The sequence below is a fragment of the Oceanispirochaeta sp. genome (genome assembly GCF_027859075.1).
GTDB lineage: Bacteria > Spirochaetota > Spirochaetia > DSM-2461 > DSM-2461 > Oceanispirochaeta.
In genome coordinates, this window is the sequence record NZ_JAQIBL010000241.1 from 1 (window position 1) to 15156 (window position 15156).

A 15156-nucleotide genomic window follows, 5' to 3' on the forward strand; every position below is an offset into this window, starting at 1 on the left:
GAATTAGTCATCTCAACAAAGGCTGGGTATTTAATGTGGCCAGGACCTTATGGTGAATGGGGCTCCAGAAAATATCTTCTATCCAGTTTAGATCAGAGTTTGACCCGAATGGGCCTTGATTATGTGGATATATTCTATTCTCACCGATTTGATCCCAATACTCCACTGGAAGAGACAATGGGTGCTTTGGCTACAGCAGTAAAGCAGGGCAAGGCTCTTTATGCTGGTATTTCATCCTATTCTGCGGAAAAAACTCTGGAGGCTTCACGTATTCTTAAAAATTTGGGTGTTCCTGTTCTTATTCATCAGCCTTCCTACTCGATGTTGAACCGCTGGGTTGAAGAACAACTGCTCGATACTCTTCTTTCTGAAGGGATTGGATGCATACCTTTTACACCTCTGGCACAGGGGCTTTTAACAGATAAATATCTGAATGGGATTCCCGCTGATTCAAGAGCATTAAAAGCTGCTAGTTTTAATAAGGATAAGTTTTTAAGCGAATCCAATCTGGAACATATAAAAAAGCTCAATAAACTAGCAGAAAACCGCGGTCAGAGTCTTGCACAAATGGCTCTCGCGTGGATTGCTCGGCAACCGGCAATCACAACTGTACTGATCGGTGCCAGTAAGCCTGAACAGATAATTGAGAACATAAAGGCCTTTGAAAATATTGATTTTACAGACGAAGAATTGAAGGCAATAGATTCATATGCTGTTGATGGAGGAGTTAACCTCTGGGCGCAGTCCAGTCAATTTTAATTAATTCCAAATTTTTTCATAGCTTTTATTGCTGGGCCACATCAGGGCGATTTCTGGAATTATTAAATTGGCCGTCATTCCAGTTCGATTCCCGCTCTATCAAAAAAAAAGAGACTGTCCAGCAAGCTGTAATAGATTCTACCAATGCTGATTTACAGCATTGGTGGTTATTTTGGTAAGGCCTCAGGGTGGTGGGACGGGAATCGTACCCGCAACGGGATTCTATTTGGCATTATAAGGATCAGATAAATATTTAGTAAATAAGTAGATAGGGGAAAATAAAAGATAGATAGGATAAATGGGAATGGGGGAGGTTTTCCTGCTTATTAGAGGATTCTTATCCCCTTATTTCTTTGTATACCGGATAAAGGTATTCTTGTAATTTCTCCATAATTAAAGAGAAATCGATCTGGTTGATTTTGATCCGGTTTAGAAAAGCCTTCCACAACTGTAGGTTCCGAGGATCTGAACTGAATCTATTTTGGAATATTGCTGGTTTCAGGGGAAGAATGGTTTGTCTTCTTTCAAAGGTTAGCCTGATGGCTTCCTTCAATGAATCTATATCTATCATATTATTTATCAGGATATCGTATATATCATAAAAGTCTTTCATCCTGCTGTTTCGGATATCGAGTATGATCATTGCTTCAAACTTTTCAGCTATAACCGATTCCAATGAGTAAGCAGATATTCTGAATGATTCCGAGTCAAGCAGTAGGGGGTATTCCATTTGAACCGGTCCAGGGAACACAATGTCACCAAAACCAATATCAAGTTTCAGGTTCGTACGGATAGAACCAAGTCGGCAGAGTACTTTTACCCTCTGTCCATGGTAATCTGCTCCTTCAGTGATTTCCTGAAGACTCATCGACTGTGTATCAAAGGATAGTCCGTCTTCAATGGGGATCGAAAGGATCTTCGATAGGATGATTTGTATTGAAACTGCATCACTTGGAATATTCAAGCCGAGTAAGTCAATGTCCAAAGTGGGGCGGCTTTTAAAACCGGAGAGTGTGTAGAGAAGCAGCCCTCCTTTGAGACAAAAAGATTCCGCATACTTCGAATGCCCAATCCTTCGGAGTATACCTTCCTGCATATATAGACGTGATATCAACACAAAGTCTCTCTTTTCTTCTCGGGAAAGATTATGTAGCCGCGTTTGGATGGATGCTGCAAGGTTTTTCATAGTAGTACATCCAGGTATTGATTGAGAACAGTTTCGATTCGAAGCTTACGCGCATAGCTGTATAGAGTGTTGAGATTCCTATGCTTGCATATCATATATTCCTTAAGGACTTCCTTCATAATATCGATCCCGATCTTGTATCTAAATCGTACAGCATCGCAGACGACTCTTTCCCTGTCATACATGGCTATCTTTTCGCCAGTTTCCATTTTGACTTCTGTGCGTCCAAGAGTCAGAATATTCGCTGAAATATGATACAGCCTGATAGGAGGATATTCCGGTAGTACAACCTTTCTTCCCCGTTGGATTGCTATGTGCGTTTCCGGGGGATTCCAGGTTGTCAGCTCGTAGAAGGAGAGCGCTGTTCCCATGCAGATGATTCCATCAGGTACTGTAAGCAGCGCTTCATGAAGATCCGCATAGTTATCTATTTCAGCCAAGCTGTAAAGACCGTGTTTAAGCTTGATGATGGAACCTTCTTGGACAAGCTGTTGGAGATATTTGTGGTGGATTCCTTTGGAACGTATATCCTGGGTTTTGGCATAGCCGGAATGCTCCATAAAGATATGTATGATTCGCCTTCGGGTTTCGTCGATCATGGCATGACATTATATACTACAATCACATGTAAGTGTAGTATATAATGTCCTTTCTGATGGAAGGATTAAAAAAAGATTGACTGAACTCGCGGATCGGTTTCAATGAAATCAACCATACTTTACGCAGTTTGTGGAGGATTGGACTTACTCTTTTCAATCAGGATATCAAATAAAACCACAGTTCTAGATTCATATACGTCTGGTGTTTACAAAGATGGACAACTGTTTCACTCCAAACGGATTAATCCAATCCTCCGAAAGGGATTAACCAAAATAAAAGCTCTCAAAACGAGTGTCTTAGGTGGGCCTACACGGACTTGAAGCTTGAAAATGAAAGTGGCGATAATGCTGTGTTATATTAAAACCTCTGTTTGAGTTTCAAACGATGGTGACAATTGGGATAGAAGAGTTATTTTTCTCTATTTAATGCTTCGGAAAGGATAAGCAATTCAAAGAATCTTTGAAAACTTGTAGGTATAGGAGTGCAAATGGACTTATATTACTTGGAATTAAGCATACATCTCACACTTGATGATAATCTTGCCAAAGAAGGGGATTGGACTCAGTTTGTTGAACAGTATTATGGAGAGGTTAGTATTTACTCTGAGAATGTAGAGGATTCGATTCTCATTGGGAAAATTGAGTTCGACATCCTTGATGTTACACTTGCTATAAATCATAAAGTGCAATTACTAGATGTTATGGATCAGATTGATTCAGATAGAAACAAATATGCTGAATCAATATTTGATGATTCTAATGGTATTATTGCTAGAGATTTAGGCGGAGAATACTTATATCCAAATGACATTTTTATTTTCCATATGATTGAATTGAAAGAGGAGTTTCGTGGGAATCGTTATGGTGCAGAAATAACAAAGCTAATCATTGAGAGATTTTCTGGAAGATGTGGTCTTTTTGTCATAATGCCCGTACCTCAACAGTTCAAGAAGAATTCGGAAGAACAATTAGGTGAAACCTATGATCAGGCTTTAAAACGTCTCTCTGGTTATTGGATGAGTCTCGGTTTCGAAGCAACTGTTAAAGATCCGGATGTTTTGTATAGGATTACAGGAGATTGACCCCCTTTCTTTCCTGAAAACGTTTAATTTCATGTCTGGTGCGGAATCCAGTCCTAACCGGACACTCATTCCGATATTATGACAGCATTAGAGTACAAAATGAGATGGGTCCTCCAGACTGTCCAGAAACAAATCGCTAAACAGATCCTCAATCTGTTTCTCATTCCATGTGATTTTGCTATTATAATGCATCAATTTTTTTTACAAACGGCATTTATACACAAGTAATTTCCCCACCAAATTATGGCAGGGTGAAGAGAGTGTATAAAATCTCCTCCACGGGGTGGACTGGTTTAATTATCGCCGTAATATAAAACCTTTAGGATATTTATCTCCCAGAGAATATGAATTGATGCATTATGAAAAGGAAGATAGTCTAGCAGAAACAGCTGGACTCAAGTATAACTGTCTCCGGTATTTCCGGGATGATTCAGTTTTGCTTATTTATTTTCTTAGTTCATATATTTTGAGTTCTGGAACTACCTTACTCATATAATTGAAATCTTTATCATTATGCAGTAGAAATAACTCATTTTCGATTGCAATTTCAGCTATCAATAAATCTATAGTACTTCTTATTGTTACTTCGGCTCTTTTGCATATGAAATTTAAGTATGCTGCTTTTTCAAATGATTCTTTTCCATACTTAAGGGAATAAAAATGTATTGTTTCAAGGTATTCCTTCAACTTCTGGAATTCTTCTACTGTTCTTGATCCCTGTAATATTTCCTGATAAATAAACTCATTGATACCATAAGGTATTCCATTTTCGAGTATTTCATCAAATGCTCTGGCAGATATATTGTTAATTCCCTTGAAATAATCAATCAATACAGAAGTATCTACTAATATCATTCACCGGCTCTCATTTTTTTATAATCATATCCATCAGCAAATTTGATCTTACCTTTTAAATCTTGTAAGTTCTTCATTTTTCTGTTCTTTACAAATTCCCTAAGAGCTATTTCAATCAAGTCTTTCTTTGTTTTGATGTTATCAGAATATTTAAATGCTTCTGCTACTAAATTGTCATCCAATACAACATTTGTCCTCATTATACACCTCAGTGTGTGTATTGTAATACACCTTTCAATTATCGTCAAATCCTCACAATACCCTTCGGCCTATAATATTTAATCATCCAGGGCACCCTTAGGCCTTCTACAGGAAATACACCAGGGCAATGTTATTGCCATGGTAGGATAAAACAATATTGCCTGGATAGGATAAAAAACATTGCTCCGGTAATTCAAATTACAAGGCCGAAGGGCATGCATCTTCATTCGCTGGCATTACCTTTTTGTATTGCATAATCTATTAGCAAAGCCTTTACAAACTACCTATCGGTAGCTACCGATAAGCCTAAGGGCCTGAATTTTTACCAGACGATTCCGATATTAATTCCTATCATGGCACTGTTTCCTTTGCTGTCGAAGTAGTACATCAGAGGAATATCAAGTTTAACCGGACCGAGATTGAGTCCAAGTCCCGCAGTAATCCGGGGGCGGATCAATTGTGGTCCATCACCTTTGGTGCCAAGGTCTATATCCGCAGATCCATCGTTAAACTCCAATTGTCTTGTACTTTCGGTGGCTACAATCGGACTGTTCAGATTAACATCCACATTGGAGCTTCCAAAGGCCATATCTACTCCTGCTCCAACGTTCAGATCGATCAACCATAGAAGGCGGACTCCTGTAGAGGCTTCGAGAGGGATTGTCCAGGAATTGGAGGACGCCCCCAGAGTCAGGGTCGGGGTGATATTGATCTCTGTATTATAAGTCTTAGTATCAACAACTATATCTCCTGTTGAAACTGGATCTACCGGAAAGTCTATCTTGAATTCCGATTCGTTTCTTTGGTAGAGAACACCGCTTCCAAAAGACAGACCGCGCCAGCGCAGAAATCCCAGAGGTAGCTGCCGTCCTTCGAGAAACTGGTAGTTTACAAAAGCACCCAGGCTTAGGGACCTAAAGGAAAAATCATCGCTGATGGTTCCGGCGGGGAGGTCGGCATATCCGAATTTAACGGCTCCATAGAGATTCTCCACAAAGTGATCCAGGTTGATGCCCAGGGTGGCTGTGATGGGCTGTGTGGCCGCACCAAAATAGATATCACCTTCTGTTTCGATGTCGCTTATGGCCTCTCCTATAACCGCAACATCACTGGACGGGGCGGAAAAAGCAAAACCGGTTCCAAAGGTAAGGGCAAAGATCTTATAATCATTGTAGTTTCTCTGGGTTCCTATATGGGTAGAGGTTGCTCCCGCATTGGCAAATCCCAGAGCAAGATCATCCTGCCCGATATAGGGTAGAATCTGAGTATTTATCTCAGTCTTTAATCCATTTGTGGCTGTTACAAGTTCAGCATTAATTAAATTATCTAGAAAATCATTTCCTGTTGGTACAACAGTCGGTGCTTGAATGGTCACCTGCGCCATAAGCATTAAGGGTAATATAAAAAGCATGAGCCCTGTAAATACTATATTTTTCTTTCTCATAAAATCCTCCGTTATTAAATTCATATCCTATTTATAGTATATGTTATTTCTTAGGTTATTTCCTGATTCTTTAAAATCAGACCCAACAGCGCATGCATACCTACCCCTTTTCCGCTCCAGGTATTCGCGCGTCTTTTTCGGTTCGATTCCCGCCTCATATCAAAAAAAGAGACTGTCCAACAAGTTGTAATAGATTCTACCGATGCTGGTTTACGGCATCGGTGATTATTCTGGTAAGGCCTAAGGGTGGAGGTGGCGGGAATCCACTACAATCATCAGCATCCTGCAGATTCATTTCGTGCCTCTTCATTCGCTGGCATTCGGCATCGTGCCTCATTTCCGCCTCACGGCGCGCTCATTTCAGTTCGATTCCCGCTTATATCAAAAAAAAATAGACTGTACAGCAAGCTGAACAGTCTCTTTTAATGGAGGTGGCGGGAATCGAACCCGCGTCCTATTGGGCGCAAGCAAGGCCTCTACAGGTTTAGTCTCTACTTGGTGATTCGGACTTTACGAGAGGAGAAAACAACCCTGAAAAATCCTACTTCCGGAGTGATGTCCCTCTTCTATCCCGGACAAAAGAAAAGGTAAGTCCTGATTTCTGGCGGACAGTCTCAAGCTCAGAACGGCGCCTAAGGTGCCCGTCGCTAACTTATATTAAGCTGCGAGTGTAAGTGCTGAGTTGTCGAAAGAAACGACAACTACGTCTTCTTTTTTGGCACTTAAAAATTTTGACAGTTTAAGGAGATAACGCTCCACCTGCAGCCCGACGAACGGTAACCAACAGTCGAAACCTTGACACCCCCGGTGAATGTAATGTGAAATCATCATAATGAGATATGACCGGCGAGTCAAGAAGGACACACCTGTCTGGAAGGTCCGGGTCTCTCTATTTTACCCGGAAAATTCTTTCTGTATCCCGTTTCATATCTTTCTCTTTGATTGTGGCACGCTTATCGTACATCTTTTTACCCTTACAGACTCCAACATCCACTTTGACCCTGCCATTTTTCAGGTAAAATTTAAGAGGGATCAGGGTAAAACCTTTTTCAATAATTTTACGTTCAAGCTTATTGATTTCCATTTTATGAGCCAGTAATTTCCTTACACCATCAGAACTATGGTTATTAATATTACCAAAGTCATAAGGAGTAATCTGCAGGTTTTTAATAAAAATCTCGCCGTTATTGATTTCAACAAATGAATCAGGGAAGGAAAATTTACCAATCTTTATTGACTTAACTTCTGTTCCTTTCAGGACAATTCCACATTCCATACTTTCTGAGATTGTGTAGTTATGCCGGGCCTTTCTAGTCTCACCCAGCACATTTGATGGGGCTTTCTTTTTCTTTGACATCGTATCTTACCTTTGTACAAGCAGCAGGGGACGTAAACCAACATAGGCTGTACACCAGGAGCCGGGTTGAGACCCTCTTGTATCAATATTCACCTGACCGGGATTGTTTGCCCAGCTTCCACCGCGTACCGCAAAATCCGGGAATGAATACTGACTGTCCCTGCTTGTTTCAGTGATATTATAGAGAAAAGGATCGTTCATGCCAAACCCGTTTTCACACCATTCCCAAAGATTTCCTTCCATATCATATAGATTGAGGCTTCCAGGCTTGAATGAGCCGGCTTCCAGGGGGCCTAGGTTTTTCTGAGAGGGGCGTTCACTACTTTTAAGACTATTGACCAGGGCGATCTCTTCCCACTCCCATTCACCAGGCAGCCTGACAGTCATTCCTGCTGAATCAAAGTATTTGTCTTCCATCCATGAACAGAAGGCCTGGGCCGCCGGGTGGGAGACAAAACGGAGAGGTTCTCTTGATCTGCCGGGTACAATTTCACTGTCCCAGTCGTGAAGGTAGTTTTCATCAACCCACTGATTTTTCATTAGCTCATCAAGAGCCGAGAGTGTCCATTCAGGATGATCTGCCAGAAAGAGTGCATACCAGCCCTTGGTAATCTCTCTGTCTGCGGCATAAATATCATATTCCTGCCCATCCCTGTTCAATCGGCCCACAGTTCTGAACTGCAGCGGATCTGAAAGAAGAGGTTGGTAGGACTGAGTCCCCCCTGTGATGACAAGACCATTGTTCCTTTTCAATTTTGGATCCATAAAATCGATCGAATCCAGGGTGTGATATTGTTTGAAAATATCCAAACTTCCGGGATTCTTTTTCAGAAAATCAACACCCGTCAGAATGGCAGTCAGATAGCTGTGAGGATTCAGAACTTTTCCTTTCGTTGCAAACAGAGCCGCACTGTCCTGCCATTGTCTGTAAGCCTGAATCTGAGCTGCCGAACGTAATAAAGATATATGATATTCAAGGAGATCTTTTTCTGAGATTTCTGAAGTATTTTGTGCACTTCTGTAGTATGCCGCCATGAGTCCCGTCATCAAGGGAGGAAGGGGCTGGGATGAATAACCTTCGTCAGTCTGAAACCAGGATGCACTGTTTAAATGTTCCCTGTTTAAGGATTCTCTCGTCAGATTAAAGTTGAGGGGAGAGGTGAAATCCTTTTTTCTTTTTATGAAGAGGGAACCAAAAACCTGTCCTTTCACCTTCACAACTTTAGTGAACGTTTCATGGTAGGGAGTTTTAAGGGTTATTTCTCTCTCTCCCCGGGGGACAAAGTAAAGCCCTGGGGTTGCTCCTAATCTAATATCATCTGCATAAACTGAAGCTCCCTGGGGAGAGGATGAAAAGCGGTAATAAGTTCCGTTTTTAAGGAGTCCGGGCAGAATAAAAACAAGAAAAACGACGAATAACAGAAGGAAAACATAGACATATTTAATATAGCATTCCGGCTGAATTCCGAATATTGGTTTTAGGGTTACTTTCTGTTCATTCAGTTCATCTTCTGACAGCTCAATTCTCTTCATAGCAGGATTATAGGAATACTATATAGACTTGTCAACGCAGAGGCATATGTGGTAATTTTCTCTGTAAACTTCCTCCTAAGGAAAACTAATGGATTCGATATCATTGAAACTTGTAGGATTCTCCGAAAAAATCCTAACAAATAGAAAAATTAAAAACTTGAAAAAAAAGAAGAAACAGCAGGCCAAAAACCCTGTTGTGGATTGGTTGGAAGCCTTTCTCTGGGCAGCCATGGTAGTACTTCTGATTAATCAGTATCTGTTTCAGGCCTATCAGATCCCTTCTGGTTCCATGAAAGATACTCTTCTGATTAAAGACCGCATCTTCGTAAATAAGTTGCTCTATGGTCCGGAATTACTCCCTGGAATGGCCAAAGTCCCTGGTTTTAAGATTCCCCAGAGGGGAGAAGTCATCATATTTGAAAATCCCGTGTATCTGTCCCAAGGACCGGTATTTGATATCATGCAGAGAGTTATTTATATGCTCACCCTGTCCATGGTGGACATCGATAAGGATGAAAACGGGAATCCCAAGGCGCATTTTCTGATTAAACGGCAGATTTCTCAGGATGGAGATATTTTCAGACAGTATCAGGGGAATTTACAGATTAAAGCCAGAGGTGAAACTGATTTTCTAAATGAGGTCGATTTCAAAAAAGTTTCCGGACTCTCTTATGGAAATAAGAGAACCATTGATCCCGGAGAATATCCTATCTTTAAGGCCTACGGAGAGGCCTATACCCTTCAGGAAGAGGGCCTTTCCATTCCGGCAGATCTTCGTAATACTGCATCCCGGATTGACCAGGTCCTTCATAAGGATCCATTGGAAATGGATCTTTGGCGGCAAAAAAAGAAATTTGAAATTCAGCCCTATAATACTTCCGCATCGGTTCGTTGGCGGAAATCAGCCGTCACAGGATCTTATGTTCCCATCGGATGGGTTCTTCCCATGGGAGATAACAGAGATAATTCAAATGACGGCAGGTATTTTGGAGCGATTCCCAAAAATAAAATTCTGGGAAGAGCCATGTTCAAATACTGGCCGGTGGCAAGAGCCGGGATAATCCGTTAGTGTACTCCAGCTCTTCACGAAAGGCCATATCTTATAAAGATCGAAAGGCCATTGCCTCCAGACGGGTTAGAAGGATTATCTCCCTGCTGCTTTTCTTTACTCTCTATCTGTTTTTCAGCAATTTTGTGTCGACACCCCTTAAGGTGGTTTCCACTTCAATGAAGCCTCTTCTTTCTCCAGGAGACAGAATCCTTTATTCCCGTATGCTTGTGGATAGACAAAGCAGGTTCATTCAAGGGGATGAATCCGAATTATCCCGTGGAGATCTTGTCATCATTTCACCTCCTTATTTTCGTGAGAATCAGATGATAATAGACAAAATCAATCCTGTTATCCGATTTTTTACTTTCCAGAAGATTCAATTTAGCTCCTACTCCAGATACAGCTGGGAAACAAGTTATTTGATTAAAAGGGTCGTTGCCATACCTGGGGATACCATCAGGGTGACTGGACATAGGGCGAGTCTGAAAGTCGCGGGAGAAAAGAATTTTGTTTCTGAAGATCAGCTGCTCAAGGGGATATACAGGGTTAATATCAATCAAAATCCCGATGACTGGGAATCAGGATACCCCCTGGATGGCAGTACCCAGGAATATAAGCTGGGTGAAAAGGAATTTTTTGTACTCGGTGACAACAGGGGGGTAGGGAGTGATTCCTCCATTTGGGGACCCCTCCCTAAAGAACGGATTATCGGTAAAGTCTTTTTCAGGTATTGGCCTTTTTCCGGTTTCTCATTTCTGTGAAAGCCTACCCGGCTTCCTTATACATTCATATTCCTTTCTGCAAGAGAAAATGCGACTATTGTGATTTTTATTCAATCTGTGATTCATCCATAGAGTTGGATCTCCTGGAACAGATTCCCCGCCAAATTGAACTATTAAAAAAGCAATTCAATCTGGACTTATTTAAAACAGTTTATCTGGGTGGCGGTACTCCCGGATTAATAGGCAGTGAGTCTCTCTCCGGGCTTCTTCTTTCTGTTCAAAAAATCAACAAGAGTTTTCTGCCCTCGGAAATAACCCTCGAATGCAATCCCTCCAATGTGACCGTTGAGAAAATGAAGGCCTGGAAAGACATGGGTATTACAAGGATCAGCCTGGGTGTTCAGAGCTTTCAGGATGTGTTCCTGAAAAAAGCCGGGCGGCTAAGCAGCCGGGAATTGATATTGAAGGCACTGACACTGCTCAAAGAGGCTTCCTGCTTTGAATTGAACATTGATTTGATTCAGGGTCTCCCCGGAATGAGAGGCGAGGATCAGCTTAAGGATCTGGAGGAAGCTCTGAGCTGGAAGCCGGATCATATTTCCTGGTACAGTCTTATCCTGGAAAACGGAACAGTTCTGGAAGATTCTTGGGAAGATAGGAACGGATCTTTGGTCGAAGACAATGATCTATCCTGGGAATCAGGATGTTTATTCCTTGAGAATGCAGGATATGAGCGATATGAAATTTCCAATTTCTGCCGGGAGGGAAAAAAGAGTCTTCACAACAGCAGTTACTGGAAACTGGACCCTTATCTGGGTTGCGGTCCCTCTGCTGTTTCCATGCTTAAAGATTCATCAGGACTGATCCGCCGCTTCAGAACAAGAGCCGATGCACTGAACTATTCCCGGGGCAAATTTGAGTATGAAGATTGTGAATCCATAACATCCATTGATTTTTTAAAGGATTATCTCCTCATGGGGCTCCGACTCTCAGAAGGTATCCATTTGCAGACTTTTGAGGGTATTTTTGGAAAGACGGCCTCCGAGCTTTTTCCCTGCTCATTGAAGCGCTGGATAGAAAGAGAATGTCTGATTCAGGACTGTTTTTCCATCCGTCCCAGCAGCAGAGGGATGAACCTGCTCAATTCAATATTAATATCTATTTTTGAAGAATTGGATGAACAAAAGAGTCCGTTGAGTCTCCGATGGCCTTCTGAATAGGCCTTCTGATTCTTGACAGTCTAATTTTCATTGTGGTAGTTTTTGATGGTGTAACAAGTAATATTAATCATTTGGTTTTAAGGAGATATAATGTCAGGACATAGCAAATGGGCTTCAATAAAGCATAAAAAAGGGGCTCTTGATGCAAAAAGAGGAAAACTTTTTACAAAAATCATCAAGGAAATCAATGTATCGGCTCGTATGGGAGGCGGAGATATTGAAACAAACGCAGGCCTCAGAACCGTCGTTCTTAAAGCAAAAGCAGCCAACATGCCTAAAGATAACATCGACAAAGCGATCAAGAAGGGTATTGGTGGTATGGATGGTGTTGACTATGTCGAACTTCAGTATGAAGCGTATGCACCTGGAGGAGTCGGTCTTCTTATTTCAGCCCTGACAGACAATAAGAACAGAACCGCCGCAGATGTCCGGTCTATACTGAACAAAGGGGGAGGATCACTGGCGACAACAGGAGCCGTTTCCTATCAATTCGCTCGAAAAGGTGTCATTGCCTATGATGGTGAAGATGTCGATTTTGAAGCTCTTTTCGAAGCCGCTCTGGAAGCCGGAGCAGAAGATGTGACGAATGATGACGGTGCCATCGAAGTTCTGACAGATACGGCCGATTTTGAAGCTGTACTGACAGCTCTGCAGGATGCCGGGTTTAATCAGATCAGTGCGGAGATTACCATGGTTTCTGATACCAATGTCACACTGGATCACGAACATACGGGTAAGGTACTTCGCCTTATTGACCGTCTTGAAGACAATGATGACGTACAGAATGTTGCCAGCAATCTGGATATTCCTGCAGACTTTGAAATGGAAGAATGATTCCCATTCTGGGGATTGATCCCGGTTTGGCACATGCAGGCTGGGGACTCATCACTCATGATGGGATGAGAAGCCGGTATTTAGCTCATGGTGTGATCAAGACTGATTCAAAAGCATCCATAGCAGACCGGCTTCTTTGTCTTTACGACGAATTAAGCAAGGTCATTGAAGAGTACAAACCCGGCACAGCAGGGATCGAGACTTTGTATTTTGCAAAGAATGTCAGCTCGGCCATGCCCGTGGCGGAAGCTCGGGGAGTCCTTATTCTCTGTATGGCAAAACATAATCTGACAGTAATAGATTATACTCCCCTACAGATTAAACAAGCGGTTGTTGGAAACGGCAGGGCCGAAAAAAATCAGGTTCAGTCCATGGTAGCCCTCATTCTGAAGCTGAAAGAGATCCCCAGGCCTGATCATGCCGCCGATGCTCTGGCGGCAGCCTTATGCCACGCCCATACAGGAGGATTGACTTGATAAACAGCATCAAAGGTGTCATCACAGAAAAAGGTGATTCCTGGATCTGCCTTGAAAATCAGGGGATGGAATGGAATCTCATAGCCTCGGGCACCACCATATCATCCCTGCCGGCCATAGGTAATCAAGCCAGAGTCTTTACCTGGCTCTATCATAAAGAAGATCAGATGGCCCTTTATGGATTTTTCTCCCCTAAAGAACGGTTTCTATTTCTGGATTTAATCTCTGTCAGCGGTGTCGGCCCCAAGGGTGCCATTAAGATATTATCTGCTGTCCGTCCGGATCAATTGATTCTCTATCTTGAAGAAGAGAATCTTGATGGTCTGTCCTCTTTGCCGGGGCTGGGAAAGAAAACAGCTCAGAAAATTCTTCTTCAACTCAGAGGCAAGCTCAGTTGGGATGATTCATACGGTTCAGGAAGTGGGAACAGTGGCCCCGAGTCAGAGTGGGTTGAATCTCTCACGGCAATGGGTTTTGATAAGAGAAAGGTTCTTTCACTGGTCAAGACGCTTATGAAGGATGAGGACATTTCAGTCCTGAGTCCTGATAAGAAAGAGCAGGAAATATTGCGAAGAGCCATTGTTGAACTCAGCTCCTAAGGTGAAAATATATGTCAGATGACAGCATTTTATCAGGCCTTTCCTATCATGGTGAAGAACCGTCGGAAAATCCGATACGCCCCCGCCTCCTGAGTGAGTTCCTGGGGCAGGAAGATATAAAAAGCAACCTCCGAATCTTCATTGAGGCAGCCAAACAAAGGGAAGAGCCTTTGGATCATGTTTTTCTTTCAGGCCCTCCGGGACTCGGGAAAACAACTCTGGCAGGCATCATGGCCAATGAACTTGGTGTTGATGCCAAGGTTACTTCGGCTCCGGCTCTGGATAAACCCAAGGATCTGGCAGGGCTTCTCACAACAATTACAGAACGAACCGTTTTTTTTATTGATGAGATTCACCGCCTGAAGCCCATCATTGAAGAGATGCTCTATATTGCCATGGAAGATTTTGAATTAGATTGGATCATCGGGCAGGGTCCTTCTGCCAGAACCATTCGTATCCCCGTACCTCCCTTCACCATGGTGGGAGCCACAACAAAACCCGGGCGTGTCTCTAGTCCTTTGTATTCCCGTTTTGGAATCAATGTGAGGATGAACTTTTACAATTTAACGGAGCTGCAGCAAATCCTGACCCGGAGCGCTACAATTCTCAATATCACCATCACCTCTGATGCGGCTCATCTGTTGGCCGGTTCCAGTAGAGGGACTCCCCGTGTGGCCAACAGGCTTCTGCGAAGGATGCGTGATTTTGCCCAGGTAGAGGGCGAGGGGATCATTACCACAGATATAGTACATTCGGGTCTGAAACGTCTTCAAGTGGATGAAAAAGGCCTGGAGAGGCTGGACAGGGAAATTCTGAGAACTCTCATCACAAAATATGGAGGTGGCCCTGTGGGAGCGGAAACTCTGGCTATCTCGGTGGGAGAGAGCATAGACTCACTCGAGGATTTTTATGAACCCTACATGATTCAACAGGGTTTCCTCAAAAGAACGCCCAGAGGACGGGTGGCGACTCCTCTGGCATACAAACATTTAGGATTGGAATGGGATAATGAAAATCAAGGACTTCTCTTTTAACTTACCCCCCGCACAGGTGGCACAGCATCCCCCGGAGACAAGAGGCACCGCCAGGCTGATGGTTATGAACCGCCGGACCGGGGCGCTCAAACACATGAATATGCAGGATTTTCCCGACCTGATTGAAAAAGGAACCCTGGTGGTCTTTAACAATTCGAGAGTCAGAAAAGCCCGTGTCTTTGCACAATCTGAATTTGGCGGAAA

Annotated in this window: 17 protein-coding genes and 1 other RNA gene; 10 read left to right on the forward strand and 8 right to left on the reverse strand. The window is 42.7% G+C overall.

Annotated features, from left to right (window positions below):
• The first annotated feature begins 9 nt into the window (after window positions 1–9).
• On the forward strand, window positions 10–759 hold the full coding sequence (locus PF479_RS13430) for an aldo/keto reductase (RefSeq protein ID WP_367277244.1): 750 nt from the start codon (window positions 10–12) through the stop codon (window positions 757–759).
• A 337-nt stretch (window positions 760–1096) separates the two neighbouring features.
• Here the strand turns inward: PF479_RS13430 and PF479_RS13435 are convergent, their stop codons facing one another.
• Complete coding sequence (locus tag PF479_RS13435; RefSeq protein WP_367277243.1) at window positions 1097–1945, reverse strand: nucleotidyl transferase AbiEii/AbiGii toxin family protein; 849 nt, start codon at window positions 1943–1945, stop codon at window positions 1097–1099.
• Window positions 1942–2544, reverse strand: coding sequence for a type IV toxin-antitoxin system AbiEi family antitoxin domain-containing protein (locus tag PF479_RS13440; protein ID WP_298007463.1), 603 nt, complete (start codon window positions 2542–2544; stop codon window positions 1942–1944). Before PF479_RS13440 ends, PF479_RS13435 begins: the two co-directional genes overlap by 4 nt.
• A gap of 488 nt (window positions 2545–3032) precedes the next feature.
• Here PF479_RS13440 and PF479_RS13445 point away from each other — a divergent pair, with 488 nt between their 5' ends.
• Window positions 3033–3626 carry a hypothetical protein gene (locus PF479_RS13445; RefSeq protein ID WP_298007464.1) on the forward strand — a complete coding sequence of 198 codons (594 nt, stop codon included), beginning with the start codon at window positions 3033–3035 and terminating at the stop codon, window positions 3624–3626.
• 444 nt (window positions 3627–4070) lie between these two features.
• Here PF479_RS13445 and PF479_RS13450 read toward each other — a convergent pair whose 3' ends face one another.
• The 6 genes from PF479_RS13450 to PF479_RS13475 all read right to left on the reverse strand — a co-directional run bounded on the left by PF479_RS13450 (window position 4071) and on the right by PF479_RS13475 (window position 9016).
• A complete protein-coding gene (locus PF479_RS13450) occupies window positions 4071–4481 on the reverse strand; it encodes a PIN domain nuclease (protein ID WP_298007465.1) in 411 nt (136 codons plus the stop codon).
• Window positions 4478–4681, reverse strand: a complete 204-nt coding sequence (locus PF479_RS13455) for a type II toxin-antitoxin system VapB family antitoxin (protein WP_298007467.1) — start codon at window positions 4679–4681, stop codon at window positions 4478–4480. The genes PF479_RS13450 and PF479_RS13455 overlap by 4 nt, the downstream gene beginning before the upstream one ends.
• A 323-nt stretch (window positions 4682–5004) precedes the next feature.
• Complete coding sequence (locus tag PF479_RS13460) at window positions 5005–6126, reverse strand: hypothetical protein (RefSeq protein WP_298007468.1); 1122 nt, start codon at window positions 6124–6126, stop codon at window positions 5005–5007.
• A gap of 423 nt (window positions 6127–6549) precedes the next feature.
• Window positions 6550–6932, reverse strand: a transfer-messenger RNA (tmRNA) gene (gene ssrA, locus PF479_RS13465).
• 83 nt (window positions 6933–7015) lie between these two features.
• Window positions 7016–7483 (reverse strand): SsrA-binding protein SmpB, encoded by a 468-nt coding sequence (smpB, locus tag PF479_RS13470; RefSeq protein WP_298007470.1) that lies wholly within the window; start codon window positions 7481–7483, stop codon window positions 7016–7018.
• Between the two features lie 6 nt (window positions 7484–7489).
• Window positions 7490–9016: an SUMF1/EgtB/PvdO family nonheme iron enzyme gene (locus tag PF479_RS13475; RefSeq protein WP_298007472.1), complete on the reverse strand. Its 1527-nt coding sequence runs from the start codon at window positions 9014–9016 to the stop codon at window positions 7490–7492.
• 88 nt (window positions 9017–9104) lie between these two features.
• Here PF479_RS13475 and lepB (PF479_RS13480) point away from each other — a divergent pair, with 88 nt between their 5' ends.
• The 8 genes from lepB (PF479_RS13480) to PF479_RS13515 all read left to right on the forward strand — a co-directional run.
• Complete coding sequence (lepB, locus tag PF479_RS13480) at window positions 9105–10085, forward strand: signal peptidase I (RefSeq protein ID WP_298007473.1); 981 nt, start codon at window positions 9105–9107, stop codon at window positions 10083–10085.
• Entirely contained in the window at window positions 10085–10828 is a 744-nt protein-coding gene (lepB, locus tag PF479_RS13485; protein WP_298007475.1) for a signal peptidase I, read from the forward strand. The genes lepB (PF479_RS13480) and lepB (PF479_RS13485) overlap by 1 nt, the downstream gene beginning before the upstream one ends.
• Entirely contained in the window at window positions 10825–12009 is a 1185-nt protein-coding gene (hemW, locus tag PF479_RS13490; RefSeq protein ID WP_298007477.1) for a radical SAM family heme chaperone HemW, read from the forward strand. The genes lepB (PF479_RS13485) and hemW overlap by 4 nt, the downstream gene beginning before the upstream one ends.
• Before the next feature lie 90 nt (window positions 12010–12099).
• Window positions 12100–12843 carry a YebC/PmpR family DNA-binding transcriptional regulator gene (locus tag PF479_RS13495; protein ID WP_298007479.1) on the forward strand — a complete coding sequence of 248 codons (744 nt, stop codon included), beginning with the start codon at window positions 12100–12102 and terminating at the stop codon, window positions 12841–12843.
• On the forward strand, window positions 12840–13319 hold the full coding sequence (gene ruvC, locus PF479_RS13500; RefSeq protein ID WP_298007481.1) for a crossover junction endodeoxyribonuclease RuvC: 480 nt from the start codon (window positions 12840–12842) through the stop codon (window positions 13317–13319). The genes PF479_RS13495 and ruvC overlap by 4 nt, the downstream gene beginning before the upstream one ends.
• Window positions 13316–13918: a Holliday junction branch migration protein RuvA gene (ruvA, locus tag PF479_RS13505; protein ID WP_298007483.1), complete on the forward strand. Its 603-nt coding sequence runs from the start codon at window positions 13316–13318 to the stop codon at window positions 13916–13918. The genes ruvC and ruvA overlap by 4 nt, the downstream gene beginning before the upstream one ends.
• A gap of 11 nt (window positions 13919–13929) precedes the next feature.
• Window positions 13930–14952, forward strand: coding sequence for a Holliday junction branch migration DNA helicase RuvB (gene ruvB, locus PF479_RS13510; RefSeq protein ID WP_298007485.1), 1023 nt, complete (start codon window positions 13930–13932; stop codon window positions 14950–14952).
• Window positions 14927–15156 (forward strand): S-adenosylmethionine:tRNA ribosyltransferase-isomerase (locus PF479_RS13515; RefSeq protein ID WP_298007487.1); only part of this gene is annotated, 230 nt, incomplete at its 3' end. The genes ruvB and PF479_RS13515, both read left to right, overlap by 26 nt.